Below are 21302 nucleotides of genomic sequence, written 5' to 3'. Positions count from 1 at the left end.
AATCAATAATTTTATTTAAGTTATTCTTAGATTGGGATAAAAAAGTATTAATTACAAATTACCAGGAGGTAAAACTATGATTATACGACGGACAGAATTTTCAGATGAAGAAAAAATATCAAAGCTAATAGCACAATTTAGAGTAGAATTAAAAGAACTTAAAGGAATTAAAGGAACTGTGAATATCGAACAAGCCAAGGAAGAATTTCAAGAATACATGGAAGCAAACTTTCCAATATTTATTGCTGAAGACAGTACAGAAGAATTGTTAGGTTATTTAGTCTGTAGAATTGATAACAATGTAGTATGGACTGAATCGCTATTTGTCTCTCAGAGTGCAAGGAGAAATGGTATAGCCTCAAAACTATATAAAGAGGCAGAAAAGGTTGCAAATAACTTGGGTAGCGATACAGTTTTTAACTGGGTACATCCCAATAATCATAAAATAATAAAATTTTTATCTAAAATGGGTTATGATGTTTTAAATCTTATTGAAATAAGAAAGCCGTGGAAAAATGAAACATTAACTCAAAAAATACGTATAGGAAATCACGAGTATAACTACTAATTTTTAGAAGATAATTTGTTAAAATTTAGAATATGATACGTTAAATGATATCATAAATAAATTATAAAAATAGACTTAATCACTGATATTACTTGGTTAAGTCTATTTTTCATAAGTAAATGTACCGTATCATAAAATGTATGCCCCTGTTATTTTATATTGTTAACATCTTTTAAGATTTTCTCAAGCTTTTCTATAGATACAATTCGCTCATTGCACTTCTGACTATCTAAACATATATTAAATCCTAGTGACTTGTAGTTACCTTTTGTTTTGCAGATAGCTGAGACAAAAGCCACCTCATTTTCAGAACCTACATGATTACAAAGGGAACACATATTAGTATTGTTAGAATTATGACTTGGAATTTTACATACCATACCTACAAATTTACCATCCATATTGTAAATTAAAAATAATTTTCTAGTGGTTTCATCAATCCAGCCTAAATACACATTTTTTGAATCCTGTAGACTTGGCTTTGGCAATTTTAAATTTTTTTCCTTTCTAAACAATTTAATAATTTTAGGTTTTGTAATACTTGGCATTCCATATACATATTCGTTTAACTCGTCTAAATACTTGTCAATCTGTGTGGGATCATTTATCTTACTAATATCAAGCAGCTCTCTTTCTTCATCAGATAAATTTGTAAAAAGGCTTAGTATTTTATCATGTATGTATGCTTTACTTACTTCAATAACATTAGTATCTACACAATTTCTGAAAGCACTATTTAAATCCTGTAAACATTTCTTTATATAGTTATATTCATATTTTTTTATAAAAGCCTCCATAAAGGCTATCACCTCTTTTCTAACATATGTAATTTTATATCCATTTAAATAACCTGATTAACCCACAAAAAACATTACATTACTTGAATTATGAAATTTCTCTAGAATGACTTGCATAAGAAGCGAAAGAACTGTTTAAATTTATTGTTCCGAGCTCTTATGCAAGTCACGGAGGAGAAATTTCATAATTCCACCGCATTCATTGTACCCTTTTGTGGTTTAATCATAATATCTTACTTACAGTTACATTTTATTACATGCCCATTAAAAAAAGATGATTATTAGTACTCTCCAACTGAAAGTAATAGTAATCATCTTGATTTAAAACATGCTATATTCACAATCATTTTATTTCTTATCTTTTGAATATTGCCTTAAATTAAAAATAATAACTTTCATTGGAATGCCACAATGAAATCATAACATGTTTTAAAATAAGTATTCAATCCAATAAATAATTCTGTAATAATTATGAGTATAAATCTTTCCCTTGAGCTATTATTCTTCTTATACTCTTTTCTGACAGGTAATATTCTTTAGTTAATGCATTAATAGTAGCACCATTAATGTATTTTTTATAAATTTCACTATTTCTAGCCTTAAGACTATTCTTTATACCACTTTTTTCTCCCCAGGCTTTATGATTTTCATTTTTCCTGGGTACATAAAGATATTTTCCGTCTACATATTCTTGTATTATTTTAACAATTTCCTCAGGTAACACATCTTGCGCTTTTGCATACTTCATTTCCTTACTCCTCTGCTTTTTTATCATAGTGTTAAAGCAAAGAATACTCAAAAAGCTATGTGTTACAGAGCCTAAAACATATTTGCATTTCAGCTAAATTAAAAGCTTAGGCTCCAAACAAAGCATAGCTTACTTTGTTGTAGTCTTTGCACGGAGCAAGCTGATTTAGAGCTGAATGTATCACAGACTTTCATAAAAACACCCCCAATGCATTACAGTTAATTATATCATAATTAACTTAATTTTTAATATATGGATTATTTGATGATTTAAATATAGGTAGAAAACTCTATAAAATATTGTTTTCATACAACTTTACCACAAAAATATGAACAGGAAAACTTTAAACTGGTAGCTGCATATGCTGATAAAACATTAGTGAAAGTGAGAGTGATAGAGTAATAGGTTAAGTGTGAATTAGGTACAATAAATTGTAAACCAAAAGATATTGAAATTTTTTATGGTTTATCCAGTGGATATTTTCCATAGAATATATGCTATAATTATATAAAATGAAATTATTGGAATATGTAAAAGGAGATGAGAGTATGGAGTTTAGAATTGTTTCATTACCACCGTTTAAAGCTGCTTCATCAGGTGTTGATAAAAATTTTGATTTTTCTGCAGAAGGAATATTAGGAAAGTTTGATGCATATTTTTCCGCTATTAAGCCATTGCCACGAGATGACTTTATGCCGCGAGATTTTTTATTTTTTGATCCTATGGAACAAGGTATGGTTTGGTGGTGGGCGTTAAGTGAGGACATGGATAGCGGTAGTAACGATGTAGTTGACTTTGATGGCGGATATTATCTTACTTACACATATAGAGACGGCGATGAAGAAATGGGTAATAAATTGTATAATGAGGCTATAGACTACATTAATAAATCGAACTTATTTGAACTTGATGAACATACTAACCATTATAGTATGGGGCATATTATTACGCCTAAGGATATTATCAAGGCACAGGGATGGGCACAGATGGAAACATTTATACCAATTAAACTAAGAACCGAACTTGATAGATAAGTACTAATTTTAGGATAGTATGCAGATATCGGCGCTAGGAATGATGAGGGTATCGGAACTTATGGTTGTATTTTGCCTTTTCCAGGAGAACTAGTGCATATGAAAATAATATTAAGAAGATTGAGCTATTAACAATTTTAATGCTCAAAGGTTTTATGAAAACTTAAGCTATATAAAGACTAATGAGATACAATATAAAAAAAAGGATGGGTGAATTAAATAATGATTAATATTTGTAAAGCAAAACCAGAAGATAGTAAAAGAGTAGCAGAATTATTTCATAATATGTGGAGTGACTCGGATATAAATGATTTACAAGCAGAGTTGTTTGAAAAGATTACATCTAACGAATCAGAAATATTTATAGCCTATAGTGATAATATTTCAGTAGGTGTTGCTCAATGTGGATTAAGAAAAGACTATGTTGAGGGGACAGACAGTACTCCGGTGGGATATTTAGAAGGTATTTATGTAATTGAGGAGTTTCGTAACAAGAGTATAGCCAGTATGTTATGCCAATCGTGTGAAAAGTGGGCAATGGAAATAGGATGTACAGAATTTGCTAGTGATTGTGAATTGACTAATAGAGAAAGCCTAGAATTTCACTTGGCTATAGGTTTTGCTGAAGCTAATAGAATTATTTGTTTCACAAAAAAATTAATCAAATAAATTCTTAATTTATATTAGCGATAAATAAGTTTTTAGAAAAATTATTTATGTTTATTTTTTATGAAAATTTGATATATGATTGATATACACTTTATAAATGTATCAAACAAATTCAATACCACCCCCTAGCTATAGTGAAATAGTTCACCAATATCCCAGGAGGATAAAATGTTCAAAACCTCCGCAGCCATCCTACTACGGATTTCAAAACATCACCTTAGAATTATACCATAATTATGTAGAATATATACACAAGAATAAAATGGGAAAATCTCACTTGCAGTAGTTACGGAGAACCGTACCATAAATAAGTGAGATTTTTAGCCTTAGCCATTGATTTTACTTGATTAAGACTATTTTTATACGTAAAAATACCGTATCATAAGTAAGAAAGTAAAAGATTTTAATATGCAATTATAACCAAAAATGTTATAATATACAATAAATAATAATTTGCAGTACAAATTATTTATAGACTTGTATTATTTCGCTTATGTGGTATGATAAATACTTTATTGGGGTACAGCCGACATACATGCAAAAATGAGCCACATGCTGGATGTAAATTCCAACACGTGGCTTTTCTTGTTTATTTTATTATTTTTAGTAGTTGGTGAATAACATAAGAAAGTTGTGAATTAATTCTTGTTTATTATGCGAAAGAATAAAGTTCATCACTTTTTCCTATTTCATAATGACACTCAATTATTTCACCAGGTGCAATTCTTTCTGCATATGTCAATGTTCTTATAAGCATTTCATGGCATACCATTATCACTTTATTATAATTAGCGTACTTATCAGCAACCTTTTTAACTCTACTTCTTAATGAATTTAAGTCTTCCCATCGTCTTGTCTCTCCGTTAGGATAGATACCTTTATGATTATTAAAATCTTTTGTTAAGTCTAAACATTCTTCAAATACACGTAATTGAAAGGTTAAATCAGGCATCCATTCATGTAAGTCCATCTCTACTGTTATATCAATATTTGTCTTTTGAGAAATAATTGCAGCAGTCTGTAAAGCCCTTGTATATGGGGAAGATACAATAATATCTGCACTTTTTAATCTCGGGTCTAATGCTGTTGCCAATGCTTGTGCTATACCTTTTTTTGATAAAGGCGCCAAATCTTTGCCATGTCCTATATATCCTCTTTCATTACATGGGCTATAATCTGGTTGTCCATGTCTAACTAAATAAAATTGTGCCATATAACATCCTCCATTTAATTCGCATTTTCTTACGATTGTGAACTAATTATTTAAGAATATTGTACCATTAAATTAAATTTTTTCAAACCTATGTGTTCTACCACTATACAAAACTTTAGCATTAAAATTATCACAATGAGGTATACCCTATTGACACTATTTATAAAAATTTCACTAGGGTTATAAATATTAATTTTGAAATATTTCAAAATTATATAGGCTTGATGCAACAGTTATTATATAATATATACAGAAATTATGTAAGAAGGTGTTAAAATATGTCTAAAATTATGGGATATTGCAGGGTAAGCTCAACTAATCAAAATGAAACACGTCAAATACTTAAAATGAAAAATCTAAATATAGAAGATAAATATATTTTCGTTGATAAACAAAGTGGAAAGGATTTTAACAGACTAGAATATCAATTAATGAGAAGATTTTGTGAAGACGGTGATTTAATTTATATTGATTCTCTTGATAGGCTTGGAAGAAATTATGACGATATTATAACTGAATGGAAGTATATTACTAGAACAGTTAATGCTGATATAATATGTTTAGATAATGAAACTTTATTTGATAGTAGAAAATTTAAGTCTATGGGTGATATAGGTAAACTAATGGAAGATCAATTTCTAAGTCTTCTTTCTTATGTTGCAGAACAAGAACGTAAAAAGATAAAACAAAGGCAAGCTGAAGGGATAGCAATAGCAAAATCTAAAGGTAAGTACAAAGGTAGAAAGAAAATAGAGCTTAATTATAAATTTGAAAGTATATATGTTAAATGGAAGAATAGAGAAATAACTGCTACTAAAGCTATGGAATTGCTAGAAGTAAAGAGAAATACATTTTATAGGAGAGTTAAAGAATATGAAACAAATTTAGCGTGGCAAATTAAACAAAATACAATTTCACAAAGTAACTATTAATTTGTAACATGGCATATAGAAATACATAGGAGGAATATAACTTGGCAACTATTGAACGTACAGCTTATCCAAGATTTAAGAAAAATATTGGTGCAAAAGAGCTTGTATCAATTTATACACCTAATCATGAAGAAATTGAGATAGCTCATAAATCTGCAAAAGGAGAAACTCAAGTTTTAAATTTTATTCTTTTGTTAAAATCATTTCAAAGATTAGGCTATTTCCCTAGAATTTATGAAATTCCAACTGAAATCGTAAAACATATTTGTTTACAATTGAATATTACATCAGACATAGAGCTTACTATACCTAATAGAACACTTTACAGATATAAAAGCTCTATTAGACAATATTTAAATGTTACAGAGTTTGGAGCAAGTGCAAGACATGTACTTACGGAAGCTACATATAAAGCAGCCCAAGTTATGAATAATCCTGCTGACCTTATAAATGTAGCAATTGAAGCCTTAGTCAAAGAGAGATTTGAACTTCCTGCATTTAGCACACTTAATCGCTCAGTACGTCATATTCGTACATTAGTTAATTCAACTATTTATGAAACTGTATTAAAGAGATTGACTATAGATAAAAAATGCCAGTTAGATAGCTTATTAGGCATTGAGGATTCAGATACATATTCAAGGTTTAATTATTTAAAAGAAACTCCGAAAAGTGCAACGATTAAACATCTTAAAGCGCTAGAAAATACATATCAATTTCTTTTATCTATGGGGGATGTTGAAAGTTTAATTAATGACATTCCAATTGCTAAAATTAAACACTTTGCTGCTGAGGCTAAAGTTCTTGATGCTTCTGAAATAAATAAATTTTCTACTGCGAAAAAATACACTTCAATTCTGAGTTTAATATATATGTCAAAAATTAAGGCGCGAGATAATTTGGTAGTAATGTTTTTAAAATGTCTCCGTAACATTCAGAATAAGGGCAAAGAGGAACTAAAAAAGATTCAAGAAAAGAACCGTGCAAAAACAGAAAATCTAATTTCAATTTTAACAAGTGTACTTGAGAAAACAAATGATAATAAGAGCAATGATGCAGTACTAGGACAACAAATCAGAGAGCTAGTAAATGACAATGGTGGTATAGAAGTGCTTCTTACAGATTGCGATACTATTTCTTCTTATAACGGAAATAATTATTTACCTTTACTATGGAAATTTTATAAAAACTACAGAAAATCTTTGTTTATATTAATAAAATTGCTTGGAATTCGTAGTGCTACACAAGATGAATCTTTAATTAAAGCACTGAATTTCTTACTTGCAAATGAAGATAAACGCACTGACCTATTACCATTTACTCTAGATTTAGATTTCGCAAGTACTCAATGGCAAAACACTGTTATTATAAAGGAAAACTGCAATATTTTTTTATCACGACGACATCTAGAGGTATGTATTTTTTATTATTTAGCATCTGGCTTAAGAACTGGTGACCTGTGCATTGATAATTCTGAAGAATTTGCAGACTATAGAGAGCAGCTTTTACCTTGGGAGGAATGCGAGCCTTTAATTTCTGATTTCTGCGCTGAAATGGGTCTTAAAGAAAATCCAAGTGAATTTGTAGAAAATTTAAAATTGATGCTAAAAGAAAAATCAATAGAAGTAGATAAAAATTATCCCGATAATGGAAATATCACTATTAATAAAGAAGGTGAAGTTGTACTTAAACGTGCTACGGCAAAAGGTATGCCCAAAAGTGCTGTTGATTTAGAAAATACAATTTATAAATGTTTGCCAGAACGTGATGTGCTTGAAATCCTTTGTAACGTAGAACATTGGCTAAATTGGACACGACATTTTGGACCATTGTCTGGATCAGATCCTAAATTAGATGATGCAGTTGAAAGATATATCACTTTGGCATTTGGATATGGCTGTAATCTTGGCCCAACACAAACAGCAAGGCATATGAAAAATTCAATAACCCCACACATGTTATCATTTGTAAATCGAAGACATATTACTGCAAATAGATTGAATGAAGCTATTAAAGATATAATTAACTTATATAATAAGTGCTATTTGCCTAAATTATGGGGCAACAATAAGATTGCTGCTGTTGATGGTACAATGATTGACCTTTATAAAGAAAACTTAGTATCAGAATATCACATACGTTATGGTGGAAACGGTGGAATTGCATATCATCATATTTCAGACACATACATAGCTTTATTTAGCCATTTTATTCCCTGTGGTGTATGGGAAGCGATTTATATTATAGATGGACTTATGAAAAATAAATCAGATATTAAGCCAGATACAATACACGGAGATACTCAAGCACAGTCAACACCTGTTTTTGCATTAACTTACTTACTAGGAATTAAATTAATGCCAAGAATTAGAAATTGGAAAGACTTAAAATTTTATCGCGTTGATAAAAACCATAAATATAAACATATAGATTCTTTGTTTAGTGATGTTGTAGATTGGAAATTAATCGAAACTCATTGGAAAGATTTGCTTCAAGTGGTTTTATCAATTAAGTCTGGAAAAATAGTACCGTCTACGCTCCTAAGGAAGTTAAACAATTATAGTCATAAAAACAAGCTATACCAAGCATTTAAAGAACTAGGAAGTGTAATTAGAACTATTTTTCTTCTGCAATATATTTCTGACATTGAAATGCGTAAGCAGATTACAGCAACAACGAATAAGATAGAATCATATAATGGTTTTTCTAAATATTTCTCGTTCGGTGGTGAAGGAATTATTTCTGAAAATGATCCTGATGAACAGGAAAAGAGAATTAAGTATAATGATCTTGTATCTAATGCAGTAATATTACAGAATGTTGTGGACATGACTCATATACTAAACCTATGAGCATAGTGAGAATGTTAACTACTATAAATGAATATAAAGGGAAGCAAGATTTGTATAAAAAGCAATCACCTCAAATATTAAACACACTTAAAGATGTGGCAATTATACAAGGTATAGAATCATCCTCTCTAATAGAATAGAAGGTATTTATACTTCGAGTAAAAGCTTGGGTGAAATAATGGATAATAAAATAGAAACAAGCGATAGAAGTGAAAGTGAGATAGCTGTTATAGATATGTATTAAATACTATTCATAGTGCTTTTGATACTATACCTATAAAATCATCTGTGTTATTACAATTACATAGAGATTTATACAAATTTTCATCAGCTAAGGGGGAAAACTATAAAAATACTGATAATGTTTTTGTACCAAACTGGCTTTGAAGTTGGAAGATTTATTAGTTTGGAAAAAATTATCGAGGATAGCAAAGAAACTTATTGTGAGACATTGAATAAGTCATCTATGCTATGGCATGATGGAAAAAATAATCTGCAAACATGGCTTGAGTATTTTCTTGGAGTTATCATAAAAGCATATAAGGAATTAGAGGCTATGGTAGGTTGTATTAAAAATACTAAGAGAAGATAGTTCCATGCGATTTTATTGAAGTTAGGGGAGAGTTTTCTAAGAATCCTTTAATTGATTTTATGGATTCAATGTATATATTAGGTGAATTGGTCACAGCATTTGATAAAGATAAAGCTAATAATCCTAAAGTTAATAAAAATAAAGCTTGAGAAAATAAAAAGATATTAGATCAAATAGAAACTTAAAGTAATAGTTTGAAAAATGGAAATATTACCAGATCGGCAGTTCAGTTAATACCAATATCGATATTTATGTAATAATAATTTCCACTAGTAAAATACTCAACTTAACTTTGTATAACAAGTTACAAAACACATCTGCAAAACCAATTATAGTGGTGCTAAGTTTAGGGGTGCTTTGAAAACGAAAAGTTATAATTTTTAATACTCAAGCTCACCATTAGGCTAATAACCAGATGTTAAAGCATATAAAGATTTTATTTAAAAGGTGTAGTCAATGTAAAAGGGTGCTAAGTCATCAAGTATTGTAATTTTAATAATCTAAATTCAAACGGGGTATTAAAATTTATTGTGGAGGTGCATAAGTGAATAAAGTTATATTTATAGAAAATAATGAAATATCATTAGTTAAATATACCCATGATGATGATAAGGAAATGTATAAGTGTTGGTTAGACATTAGGACTCAAAAAGGATATAATTTTGCCTTTGACCTTAGTTTTGAAGAGTTCCATGAAACCGATATTTCACAATTTAAAATTCAATTATATCTTTCAATTGCTATAACATATAGTAAACTTATTACCTCTTACTATAACAAACCAAATTTATACCCAAAGAAAGCTGGTGCAATTCATGATTAAACTATCAACCATTAAAGGAAGAAAAATAGAATATTTAATTACTGGGAGTGGAGAAAACACTGTAGTTATTATGCTTGGAATGGGATGCAGCATGTATGCTTGGTTAGATATTGCAGATGAAATATCTAAATATGCAAAGGTTATCATAATACACAGACCTGGTGTTGGAAATAGCGAACTACACCATGAAGGTAGTAATACATTGATAGCTGCCAAGGATTTATATTCATTATTAACTGAACTGAATATAAATGAAAAGGTTATATTAGTAGGGCATTCCTATGGAGGACTATGTGTTCAGCATTTTGCAAGATTGTATCCAGAAAAAGTAGAAAGTGTATTACTTGTTGAATCAGCATCAATGTATAGAGAAGATAAATTTGATAAATTAGAATGCCCTATATCAAATAAAACCGATTCAGATGAAATTTATTTTAAATTGTGGACAAGGTATTCTAAATATACTAAAGATAAATTAATAGAAGAAATAAAGCCAGAGCTATCAAAGGAAGAATTAAAGCAGCCTTTGGATATTCAAAATGAGCTTTTAGACTTTTACGTAAGACCTGAAATATATGTAAATCAACTTTCTGAATTAATTGATTTAAGAAATACTTCAGGGAATATGAATACTTCAGGAGATTTTCCTAATTGTCCATTAATAATATTAATTCAAGATCCAGTGTACTCCATTAAAGAAATGGTGGAAGAAGGAGTACCCAAAATAGAGGCTGAAAGAATTGTGGAATTATCTCAAAAGTTATCTTACGGATTAAAAGAGCTATCTAATAATAGCAAATGCACAATTGTTAAAGATAGTAATCATTGTATAAACGAAACTAGGCCTGATGCAGTTATTGATTCCATAAAAGAATTATTATTTATTTAAAGTATTGGATTTATTTAATCACAACTTTAGAAGATTCAATATTGATGATTTTATAGGGGAGGGGACTACATTGGATATGAGCTTTAAAATCGATGTATTTAAAGAAAGTTTGACATGTCAGTGTAAATATGAAAAATGTGATATATGTACTTCTCATTTCTACTTAAACAGAGATTTCACAGTAAAATCTATACAAATAGATGATAAAAATTTCTTTACGCCATCATCCTTAGTAAAGTTGGATGTGCTAGAAGGATATCTTGTAAGAAAATTTCAGGTTCCCAAGTTTTCCAACACACTTATTATAGAATTTGAAGGATATTTAACAGGAGATACAGGATGTTGTCCTTATGTCAAGGAAACAATTAATGAGAATTTCACTTTTATTCGCTGGGAGACCTTTTGTTATCCTATGTTTATTGAAGATACACAAGAATCACTATTTAAATATTTAACAATAAGCGGTTATGCAGATATTTCTGTGGAAGTACCTTATGGTTATGAAGCTATAGCATCTGAAAAGTTAACCTCAAAAAAGGAGAATATATTCTATTTTAATGATCATAAAGCAGCTAAATATAATTTCAACTGCGCCATAGCTAAATATAAAGAATTGATTTTACCAACAGGAATTTTCTATCTTCTTAATGGTTCCTTTGATAGCGATATGTTAATTGAGGTTATGGATTTTACAAGCAAATACATGAATTCACACTTTGGATATAGAGATATAAAATCTAACACAAAATATGTTTCCATTCCTGATGGCTACGGCTCTTTTACCTGTGAAGAAAATGACACAATATTTATACAAGAATCTACTTTTTCTTCAAAAAAGAACATGAATCAAATTATACATGAATTTACTCATCTTGGATGGAATGCAAAGGCTGAAGAAACTGTTAGCCGTTCACGCTTTTTCGATGAAGCTTTTACAAGTTATTATGAAATGCGAATTATGAATGCACTAGAGAGAAAGGAACATTATTTAGATTTATATTCTAAAACTTGGAATGAACAAATGAACTCTGGCAAATTATAAAGAAATTCCAATTCATAAGTTTGGTGAATATGAATATGGTGATTTAAGCTATACTGCAGGAGCTATATGTTTATATGAATTAACTAATATAATTAGTGAAAACATCTTTGATAATATAACCACGCAATTCTTAAACGAGTTTAAAAATAAGCCTACAACTTTTGAGGATTTCTGCAATTTTTATATTGATAAGGCTACAAATGATAAAAAACAAAGTGTAAAAAAACTATTTGATGATTGGATATACTCATGTGAAGGATTTAAAAAGTATATAAAGAATACTTAATAGTAATGATAAACTTTGAAATTGTTGTCCATGGACATAGATGCCATTATCCCACACTTTTTCGGAGAGTGGAGTATTACGATATAGCCATCAGATAAAAGATGGAAGGAGAGCGATGATATGGATAATATAATTTATTATATAAATAGGCATGAAGAACAAATTAAGATTAACTAAAAAGAAGGTGTGAATATGATAGAAGAACATGTTTTTAAAGATATAAAACAACAATTAAAAGAGTACAAGTATTATTCATTGGAATATACAGAACATAAAAGTATTTGTGATTATGATGTGATTTGTAATACTAAACAAATAATTTTATTATTGGGATATAATCAAGAAGCAGAATTATATGAGTTTCATTGGGCGAGTAATAACGCTTCTATTTTACTTGAAGAGATAAAGAAATCAAATAAAAAAGGACTTATAACATTTATTCCAACAGAATGGATAGATGAATTTAAAAATAATGATTTTCATATGTATGCTGTATGGAATGATTATTTTAATAATGATATTTCTAAAAGCTTTGAATGTATAGACTCAATGGAACTTTTAAAAAGTCATGATTGTAAGGAAGCCTCAGAAGTAACTCTTTCTTGTAGAAATCAGAGTAGGGGATTTTCTGGCCAATCAGAAACATGGATGAAACAATGGATTGAAGACTCAGAATCTAATGCAGCTTCCATAGGTAGTAAAGATAGTGCCGTTATTGTACACAGGGAACATAACCATATTTCAGGAGTTGTTTGCGTAACAATCTATGGGCATGAAAGTGAAAAAGGTGCAGTATTATGGGTACGTGAAATAGCTGTACGTCCAGAATATCAGCGAAGGGGAATAGCAAAAAAATTATTAAATCAAGCATTATCTTATGGAAAATATTACGGAGCTAAAAGGGCATTCCTTATGGCAGATGAGTGTAATGAGGGCGCAATAAAATTATACGAAAGCATGGGCTTTGTGGCAAACAAAAATGAAGCTGAAAATGATATGATACTGGAAAACTAAGCCAAATACGCTTAGTTTTTTAATAATAAAAAATACTGCCTATATAGTAAAAAATAGGACATAATGTTATTATGTTTATAGAGTTTATCTACGAGGTGATAATATTGAAAAAGATTATGATTATTGAAGATGATTTGGATTTAGCAAAATCACTAAAAGAATATTTGATTAATCAAAGTTTCAAAGTCATATATTTGGATAATTTAGAAAACTATATGGAAGAAATAGTTGAATTCAAACCTAATTTAATTTTGTTAGATATAAACTTAAGAAATATGAATGGTTTTTCTATTTGCCAAAAAGTAAGAAAACAAAATAAAATTCCTATAGTTTTTGTTACAGGTAGAGATAGTGATATAGATGAGATAAAGGGAATTACTGCTGGTGGAGATGATTATATTCGAAAGCCTTTCTCAAAAGATGTTCTTTTAGCTCGCATAAATAGAATATTAAGTTATCAATCCTATGAATATATTAACGAGATGATTATCTGCAATGTTGTTTTAAATATTAGCAAGAATGCTGTCATTCATAGAGAAACAAAAGAAGAAGTAGAATTATCAAAAAATGAATTTAGGATTTTATATTATTTAGGACTCCATCAAAATCAAGTCATTGATAAAAATAGATTGATCAATTATTTATGGGATAATAATTTGTATATTGACGAAAATGCCTTATATGTTAATATGTCAAGATTAAGAAAAAAACTAAAGTCCATTGGTGCCGATGATATTATCACTACTATACCCTCTAAGGGGTTTTCTATATGTTAACAAGATATTTATCTTTTCAAAAATCAAGAATTACAAAAAACTGTTTATATTTTATTCTTGTAATATTGTTTTTATATTTTACAGGTACAAACAAGAGTGTTCTTATACTAGTTTCTTTAATTTCTTTAATCTTTTTTATCATAAATCTTGGCTTTGAATACTTGAAATATAGAAAAACATGTTTAAAAATAAATCAGCTTATTTCAGAATTAGATAAAAGATATTTAATTAAGGAACTTTTAAATGAACCTAAAGATTTATATGGAAGCTTATACTATAGAGTTCTGGAGAAAGCATTATATGATATGGTTACAGATATGGCAAAAACAAAAGAAGAATACCAGGATTATAAGGAGTATATTGAAGAGTGGATTCATGAAATGAAAACACCTCTTACCACAATTTATATGTTGGACATGACACAAAAGGATAGCTCAAATAAAATTAGTAGAGAACTTTCCAAATTATCCAATTTAATGGAAACCAGCTTGTTTTATATAAGAGCTAATACGTTAGAAAAAGATTATCATGTAAGAGAGATATATCTTTTTAAAATAATACATGAAGTATTATTAAAAGAAAAAGCTACAATACAAGAAAAGAGAATAGAAATAGAAATTATTCATGACAATGTTGATGTTTCGGTTTATACCGATAAGAAATGGATAGAGTTTATTTTGCATCAAACGCTATTAAATTCAATAAAATATGTTAAGCCACTAGGAAAAATATCTTTCAAAATTATCAAAGAAGTTGGGAAAATAAAGTTTATTATAGAAGACAATGGATGCGGTATATCTTCAAGCGATCTTTCTCGGGTATTTGAAAAAGGATTTACAGGAAGTAATAAAAGAAGGGGAGAGGCCACCGGAATTGGACTTTATCTATGTAAAAAAAGTGCAGACAAAATGCGAATAGACTTATCTATAGAGTCAAGGGAAAATGAATATACAAGGGTAATCATAGGTTTTCCAGTAGGGGATTACTATAAATTAAAATGACCTTACAACTCTGTAAGATGTATTTTATCATCCCGTATCGTACAATAAAAGCATAGGAGGGATGAACATGGAACAAATATTAAGAATCAATCATTTAGAGAAATATTATGGAAAGGGAAGTATTCTTACAAAAGCTATAGATGATATTTCTTTTGAAGTATGCAAGGGAGAATTTCTTGGAATTATGGGAGCTTCTGGTTCTGGAAAAAGCACTTTACTTAATTGTATTTCTACTATAGATACTCCTACAGGAGGAGAAATATTTTTAAATAAAAATAACATTTCAAAAATACCAGAATCGGGGTTAGCAAAATTCAGAAGAGAAAATTTAGGATTTGTATTTCAAGATTTTAATTTATTAGATACTTTAACTGTAGAAGAAAACATAGGTTTATCCTTAATTATCAATCATGAAAATGAAGATGATATAAAAAATAGAATTGACAATATTTCTGCAAAATTAGGAATTAATGATATCTTAAAAAAATTCCCCTATGAAATATCAGGAGGACAAAAACAAAGATGTGCTTGTGGACGTGCTTTAGTAAATGAGCCTACATTATTATTAGCAGATGAGCCTACAGGAGCATTGGATTCAAATGCATCTATGATGCTAATGAATACTTTTCAAAAGATTAATAAAAGGGATCATGCAACAATATTAATGGTAACTCATGATGTATTTTCTGCAAGCTTTTGTAGTAGAATTCTATTTTTAAAGGATGGAAAAATATTTAGTGAATTAGTTCGTGGGGATAGAGATAGAAAAGAGTTGTTCTCTGAAATTATGGATATTACGGCTCTTTTGGGAGGTAAATCCAATGTTGTTTAAATTGGCACTTCGAAACTCTAAAAGATCTATAAAAAAATACCTTCTTTATATTGTCACCATTACTTTGGCCATTTCATTTATTTATGCAATAAATGGATTGATCGCATCAGAGGATATTCGCACGCTAGGGGAACATTTACCTAATTTTCTTGAAAAATTATATTATGTTACTGTAGGAATTATATTAATTGTAGCGTGGTTAGTGAATTATATGAGTGCCTTCATTTTAGAATCACGAAGCAAAGAGCTTGGAACCTATATGCTTCTTGGAATAGAGAGCAATGAAATATCAAAAATGTTTGTATATGAACAATTTATACTTGGAGGAGTTTCCTTCGTATTTGGAATTCTAGTAGGTACTATTTTTTTGGAAATGATAAAAGCTATAGTTTATCGTTTCTTTGAAATTCCATTTCAATTAAACATTGTATTTTCTTGGAAAATAGTTAGTATTACCGCTTTGGCCGTTATTTTAATATATATTTTCTCTCTTATAAGAAATCTTTTTACTTTTAAGAAATTTAAAATATATGATTTTATGTACATGGAAAAGAAAAATGAGAGCGGAAAATTTCACAGACGTAAAGATAATATATTTAGTTTTCTTTTATTTTCAGTTATGCTTGTAATAGGAATGGTGGGAATTATAAAAATGTTCTATTATAAAAACATAACAGGAAAAGGTCTATTCTTTTTATTGTTAGTTATTATTTCTATTTATGGATTGACAGGGTCTATATCTTCCATGATAAACCTAGTTTTCTTAAAGGGGAAGAAACGATTTAAGGAAAAAATGATTTTATTAAGATTTTTTAATTCACGAATCAACACTATGACAAAAACTCTCGGAACTATAACAATTCTTCTCATTGCATCATTATCCTGTTTTACTATAGCAATGTTTATGGGAGATTTTTATAAAATTCAAACAAAAGAATATTATACCTTTGATTTTAATATGTATTGGGATAAAGATAGGGAATTTGTAGATGGTATTAGAAACTTAATTTCCCCATATGACATTAAAGGTGAGGTCGCCATTGAAAATTATGAAATCCACAATACTGATGTATATAACAATATACTATCCTCAACACTAGTATCCAAAAAACAGAAATACGAAACTGTCATTAAATTATCTGATTATAATAAAATAAGAAAATTAGCAGGTTTTGAAGCTGAAAAACTTAATAAGAATGAGTTTTTAATTCAGACTACAGCATCAACAGGATTCATCTTTGAAGAAAGACTAAAAAAAGAAGAATACAATATTGCAGGGCATAAGCTAAATTTGAAAGAAATAAAATCAGATCCTATGCAAACAGAAGATATAGGATTTTTTAAAAACTATTATCTTGTGGTACCAGATGAATTTACTAAAGAATTTAAATATTTGCGAACTCAATATATTTGGAATACAAAAAAAGAAACGGATAAAAAATTAAGCGATAATATATTAAAGTATTATAATCAATATGAAAATATGGATTATAAAAAGCTTCCTGTAAACTTTAAAATTAAAGGCACTCTTTTAGAAGAAGGTAAATCTAGTATGGTTTTAATTATATTAGCTTTACTTTATATTGCTCTTATTTTTTCTATAATTTTAGCAACAGTATTGGCAGTTTCTCAAATTACAGAAGGTACAAAATATAAATACCGCTATAAATTGTTAAATGATATTGGAATGGATAAAACAAAAATACAAAGGTTAATTTTAAAGCAAACCACCATTCAATTTTCATCTCCATTAGTTCTAGGGTTGCCAATATCTATACTTTTTGTATGGGCATTTTCCTTTCTAATGGAAGGCTATACTAGTCAAAATTTTTTCCTTAATAGCGTTATTAGTGCTATGGGAATGTTTCTATTTATATATGTTATCTACTATGTAGCCACTTATGTAACCTATAAACAATCGGTATTGGAATAAAGTTAACAAAATACTAAAAACCCTAAACCAATTACGGTTTAGGGTTTTTTTACAATGATAAAAAAGATAAAAAAGTAGCTTATGTAAATAAGCATCTAAGGGTATTAATTGCACAATAGTATGCAATTAATACTCTTTTATATACTATTACAATACCGTATTATAATAGTATATAAATGAAAACGATAACTAAAGGATTGAGTTCAAAGAAATTTATGTTAGCTTACTTTGTTTACCACTGACTATAAAACATTTAATATATTATTTTATAAAATTTTTAGGTTTTGTTCAAAATCTTAGAGCTAGTAATAAAAAATACTCTCTAGGATCAAGATAAATAGAAACCTAATGGTTTCTTCAATAGATTTTAAAACAGTTAGGAAGTGCGTTTATGAGGGAGTTAAATATCATTAATGATCTAATTGAAACTAATGATTATTTGTCTATAGAGTATTTTATGAATAAATACTCTGTTTCAAAAAGAACATTGCAAAATGATTTTTCGTATTTGACTAATGCTGGCAAAGCAAACGGATTTCATTTAATGCAAAAAAGGGGGCGAGGATATTTATTAGAAGTACTAGATATAGAAAAGTTAAATAATTTTACTAGTAAATTAGATAAAATTTCTAATAAACCAAAAGTAAGTATTGAAAATATTGTTGCTTATATAGCATTACATGATAATTATATAAAAACTGATGAATTAGTTGATATATTAGAAACAAGTAAATCACTAATAAAAAAATCCAAAAACGAAATTGATCGCTATATCAGTAAATATAATCTTGTAATGGATAGAAAAGCTCATTATGGTATTAAAATAAATAATCCTTTAATAGAACATAGGAAATTACTTATAGAGCTTTATTTAAAGGATAATGAAATGGTAAAAAAATATATTGATAATAAAATAGGTGATAATTTTATTTATGTAAAAAAAACATTAATTAATAAACTAAAAAGAAGGAATTTAGATATTTATTATGTTGAATTAAATGAAATAATTGCTTGGTTAAAAGTTACTATATATATTCATCTAAAGATTAATACACCAATAAATTTGCATGAAAATAGTGAGCTATTAAATATTATTGCACAAAAATTCAATATAGGTATTCCAGAAGGTGACATTAAAGAATTTACTCAATTAATTAAAACTAAAACAAAAAGCAATGAAGATTATATAAAAGATTTAGAAGAACTACCTTCAGATATTTGTGCTTTTTTTATTGATGTTGATAAAAAAAATAATACATCATTCAATTCAGATGATGATTTTAAGCAACTATTAACAATGCATATAGCATCATTAGTTAATAGAGGGAAGTTTAAAGTATCTTACACTAACCCTATTATAGATGAATTATCAATTAAGTATCCAACATTATTTAATATTGCAATATCGTTGAGTCAAATGCTTGAAGATAAATACAGAATTAAAATAACCCGTGATGAAATAGGATTTATCGCTACACATTTTGCAGTGCATATGGAGAAAGAATTTGCTAATAAATTTAAAAAATATTATAAAATTGCAATTGTTTGTTCAACAGGTGGTGGTAGTGCATATTTAACTAAACTTAAAATTGCTAGTTTATTTGAAACTTCAAATATAGAGACATTTTCTATATTACAAATAAAAGAACTTGAAGAATTCAATCCGGATATTGTATTTTCTACTATTGATTTCAACATGAATTTAAAAGTTCCTTTGATTTATATTAAAGAGCTTCTAGATGATTATGATATTTTAAAAATAAAACAGCTGGTTAGTCTTGATAAAATTCATGGTGCTTCTATAAATGAAACAAAAGATTATTATATTAAACGGTTTTTTAATCCAAATTACTTCTTAATTGAAAAGCATGAAGATGATTATATTAAGTGTATATCAAATATGTCTAAAATCGTTGAAAAAGCCGGTATTGGTGGTGAATATTATTCAAAGCTTCTTTTAAAAAGAGAATCTTTTTCCTCAACTATATATTTAAATGGAGTGGCTATTCCTCACCCTATAGAAATGAAAGCAAATAAAGACTTAGTTTTTGTAAAGATATTCAAAAACCCAATTATATTTAACAATAAAAAGGTTAGCATAATTTTCATGATAGCACTAAAAAAAGATAATCTAGAATTGCATAAACAAATTACACAAGATTTATTTGAAATTATGAATGATATTCAAATGATACAAAGGTTGATTAAAGTAAACAGCTTTAAAGAATTTATAGCATTAATTAATAAGAAAGTCTAGGTGATATCTATGGATATAGAATTATTAAAAAAGTTATGTGATTTAAATGCTATTGCATCCAATGAACAAGAAGTTCGTAATGCATTAATTGAAGATATTAGTGGAGAAATTATATTTGATGGTCTTGGAAGTGTTATTAGTCATCATAATGGAAAAGATCCTAAATTAATGATTTGCGCTCATATGGATGAGGTAGGATTCATGGTTCGATATATCAGTGATATTGGAATGCTATACTTAATGCCAGTAGGTGGGGTAAAGGACTCTGCTAAATCCTTTCAATCTGTTGTTATTACGACAGTAGATGGTAACAAAATAAAAGGATTAATGAATTGTTCCTATGATGAAAAGCATAAAATAAAAGATATTTATGTAGACATAGGACTCAGTTCAGCACAAGAGGTTATTAATAAGGGAATAAGTGTTGGAGACATGGTTTGCTTTGACAGCAAAAGCCAAATGATTAATGAAAATGTATTGATGGCAAAAGCCTTAGATGATAGGGTAGGATGTTATATTTTAAAAGAAATTGATAGAAAAATGAAAAAAATCAAACATGAAAATGATGTATATCTTTGTTTTACAAGTTCAGAGGAAGTAGGGACGCGAGGAGGAAAATGCACGGCTAATATTATTAATCCAGACCTGATAATCGCAGTTGATGTGGCTTGTGCACCAGATTTAACACGAAACTATACTAACCAGCGTCAAATTTCTAAAGGATGCATGATAGTTCATTATGATAAAACAATGATTCCCAATAGAAAAATGCTTAATTGGACTAAGAAAAAAGCTATAGAAAATAATATCAAATTTCAATGTGATATGTTTTCAGGTGGAGGAACGGATGCAGCTTTATCTCATTTGACAAATGGAGGTAAACTCTCTATTGTATTAGGAATACCTTTAAGGTATTGTCATGGAAATTATTCAATGACTGATTTAAGAGATATTGAAGCCTTAACAGAATTACTTATCCATATTATTAAATCGTTTACTAAAGAAGAATATAGTATTATATCAAACTATATATAGGAGGCAAAA

At 28.4% G+C, this 21302-nt stretch carries 21 protein-coding genes; 18 read left to right on the top strand and 3 right to left on the bottom strand.

Features of this window, described 5'->3' with window-relative positions; all coding sequences use genetic code 11:
- Window positions 1–76 precede the first annotated feature (76 nt).
- Window positions 77–568 (top strand): GNAT family N-acetyltransferase, encoded by a 492-nt coding sequence (locus CC89_RS06550; protein WP_035290453.1) that lies wholly within the window; start codon window positions 77–79, stop codon window positions 566–568.
- A 149-nt stretch (window positions 569–717) separates the two neighbouring features.
- Here CC89_RS06550 and CC89_RS06545 read toward each other — a convergent pair whose 3' ends face one another.
- Entirely contained in the window at window positions 718–1365 is a 648-nt protein-coding gene (locus CC89_RS06545; RefSeq protein WP_035290450.1) for a FusB/FusC family EF-G-binding protein, read from the bottom strand.
- Window positions 1366–1834: 469 nt separating this feature from the next.
- Entirely contained in the window at window positions 1835–2164 is a 330-nt protein-coding gene (locus CC89_RS06540) for a CD3324 family protein (RefSeq protein ID WP_286161312.1), read from the bottom strand.
- 497 nt (window positions 2165–2661) lie between these two features.
- On the opposite strand from CC89_RS06540, the gene CC89_RS06535 reads away from it, so the two are divergent.
- The 3 genes from CC89_RS06535 to aac(6') all read left to right on the top strand — a co-directional run bounded on the left by CC89_RS06535 (window position 2662) and on the right by aac(6') (window position 3816).
- A complete protein-coding gene (locus tag CC89_RS06535) occupies window positions 2662–3147 on the top strand; it encodes a hypothetical protein (protein ID WP_035290444.1) in 486 nt (161 codons plus the stop codon).
- Window positions 3148–3174: 27 nt separating this feature from the next.
- Window positions 3175–3279 (top strand): hypothetical protein, encoded by a 105-nt coding sequence (locus tag CC89_RS21415; protein ID WP_353601180.1) that lies wholly within the window; start codon window positions 3175–3177, stop codon window positions 3277–3279.
- A gap of 90 nt (window positions 3280–3369) precedes the next feature.
- A complete protein-coding gene (gene aac(6') / locus CC89_RS06530; protein ID WP_035290441.1) occupies window positions 3370–3816 on the top strand; it encodes an aminoglycoside 6'-N-acetyltransferase in 447 nt (148 codons plus the stop codon).
- A 652-nt stretch (window positions 3817–4468) separates the two neighbouring features.
- On the opposite strand, the gene CC89_RS06525 is transcribed toward aac(6'), so the two are convergent.
- A complete protein-coding gene (locus tag CC89_RS06525; RefSeq protein WP_035290438.1) occupies window positions 4469–5029 on the bottom strand; it encodes a histidine phosphatase family protein in 561 nt (186 codons plus the stop codon).
- Between the two features lie 278 nt (window positions 5030–5307).
- Here CC89_RS06525 and CC89_RS06520 point away from each other — a divergent pair, with 278 nt between their 5' ends.
- From CC89_RS06520 to ypdE, 14 genes are all read left to right on the top strand, one after another.
- Complete coding sequence (locus CC89_RS06520) at window positions 5308–5961, top strand: recombinase family protein (RefSeq protein ID WP_035290435.1); 654 nt, start codon at window positions 5308–5310, stop codon at window positions 5959–5961.
- A 41-nt stretch (window positions 5962–6002) separates the two neighbouring features.
- A complete protein-coding gene (locus CC89_RS06515) occupies window positions 6003–8813 on the top strand; it encodes a Tn3 family transposase (protein ID WP_051931558.1) in 2811 nt (936 codons plus the stop codon).
- Window positions 8810–8953, top strand: coding sequence for a hypothetical protein (locus CC89_RS21055; RefSeq protein ID WP_286161311.1), 144 nt, complete (start codon window positions 8810–8812; stop codon window positions 8951–8953). Before CC89_RS06515 ends, CC89_RS21055 begins: the two co-directional genes overlap by 4 nt.
- Window positions 8954–9174: 221 nt before the next feature.
- A complete protein-coding gene (locus CC89_RS21050) occupies window positions 9175–9405 on the top strand; it encodes a Fic family protein (RefSeq protein WP_051931556.1) in 231 nt (76 codons plus the stop codon).
- A gap of 544 nt (window positions 9406–9949) precedes the next feature.
- A complete protein-coding gene (locus CC89_RS06505; RefSeq protein WP_035290432.1) occupies window positions 9950–10228 on the top strand; it encodes a hypothetical protein in 279 nt (92 codons plus the stop codon).
- Window positions 10221–11117 carry an alpha/beta fold hydrolase gene (locus CC89_RS06500; protein WP_035290428.1) on the top strand — a complete coding sequence of 299 codons (897 nt, stop codon included), beginning with the start codon at window positions 10221–10223 and terminating at the stop codon, window positions 11115–11117. The genes CC89_RS06505 and CC89_RS06500 overlap by 8 nt, the downstream gene beginning before the upstream one ends.
- Before the next feature lie 4 nt (window positions 11118–11121).
- A complete protein-coding gene (locus CC89_RS06495) occupies window positions 11122–12159 on the top strand; it encodes a gluzincin family metallopeptidase (protein ID WP_185750691.1) in 1038 nt (345 codons plus the stop codon).
- A gap of 478 nt (window positions 12160–12637) precedes the next feature.
- Complete coding sequence (locus CC89_RS06490; RefSeq protein ID WP_035290423.1) at window positions 12638–13459, top strand: GNAT family N-acetyltransferase; 822 nt, start codon at window positions 12638–12640, stop codon at window positions 13457–13459.
- Window positions 13460–13563: 104 nt separating this feature from the next.
- On the top strand, window positions 13564–14235 hold the full coding sequence (locus CC89_RS06485; RefSeq protein ID WP_051931554.1) for a response regulator transcription factor: 672 nt from the start codon (window positions 13564–13566) through the stop codon (window positions 14233–14235).
- Window positions 14229–15236, top strand: a complete 1008-nt coding sequence (locus CC89_RS06480; protein ID WP_035290420.1) for a sensor histidine kinase — start codon at window positions 14229–14231, stop codon at window positions 15234–15236. The genes CC89_RS06485 and CC89_RS06480 overlap by 7 nt, the downstream gene beginning before the upstream one ends.
- 67 nt (window positions 15237–15303) lie before the next feature.
- Window positions 15304–16068, top strand: a complete 765-nt coding sequence (locus tag CC89_RS06475) for an ABC transporter ATP-binding protein (RefSeq protein ID WP_035290419.1) — start codon at window positions 15304–15306, stop codon at window positions 16066–16068.
- Entirely contained in the window at window positions 16058–18001 is a 1944-nt protein-coding gene (locus CC89_RS06470; protein WP_035290416.1) for an ABC transporter permease, read from the top strand. Before CC89_RS06475 ends, CC89_RS06470 begins: the two co-directional genes overlap by 11 nt.
- Window positions 18002–18392: 391 nt before the next feature.
- Complete coding sequence (locus CC89_RS06465) at window positions 18393–20258, top strand: BglG family transcription antiterminator (protein WP_035290413.1); 1866 nt, start codon at window positions 18393–18395, stop codon at window positions 20256–20258.
- A 9-nt stretch (window positions 20259–20267) separates the two neighbouring features.
- A complete protein-coding gene (ypdE, locus tag CC89_RS06460; protein ID WP_035290411.1) occupies window positions 20268–21293 on the top strand; it encodes an aminopeptidase in 1026 nt (341 codons plus the stop codon).
- Window positions 21294–21302 lie beyond the last annotated feature (9 nt).

This window comes from Clostridium sp. KNHs214 (assembly GCF_000744935.1).
Classification (GTDB): domain Bacteria; phylum Bacillota; class Clostridia; order Clostridiales; family Clostridiaceae; genus Haloimpatiens.
The sequence above is the reverse complement of the archived record's forward strand: the minus strand, read 5'-3'. Positions and strand labels throughout refer to the sequence as shown.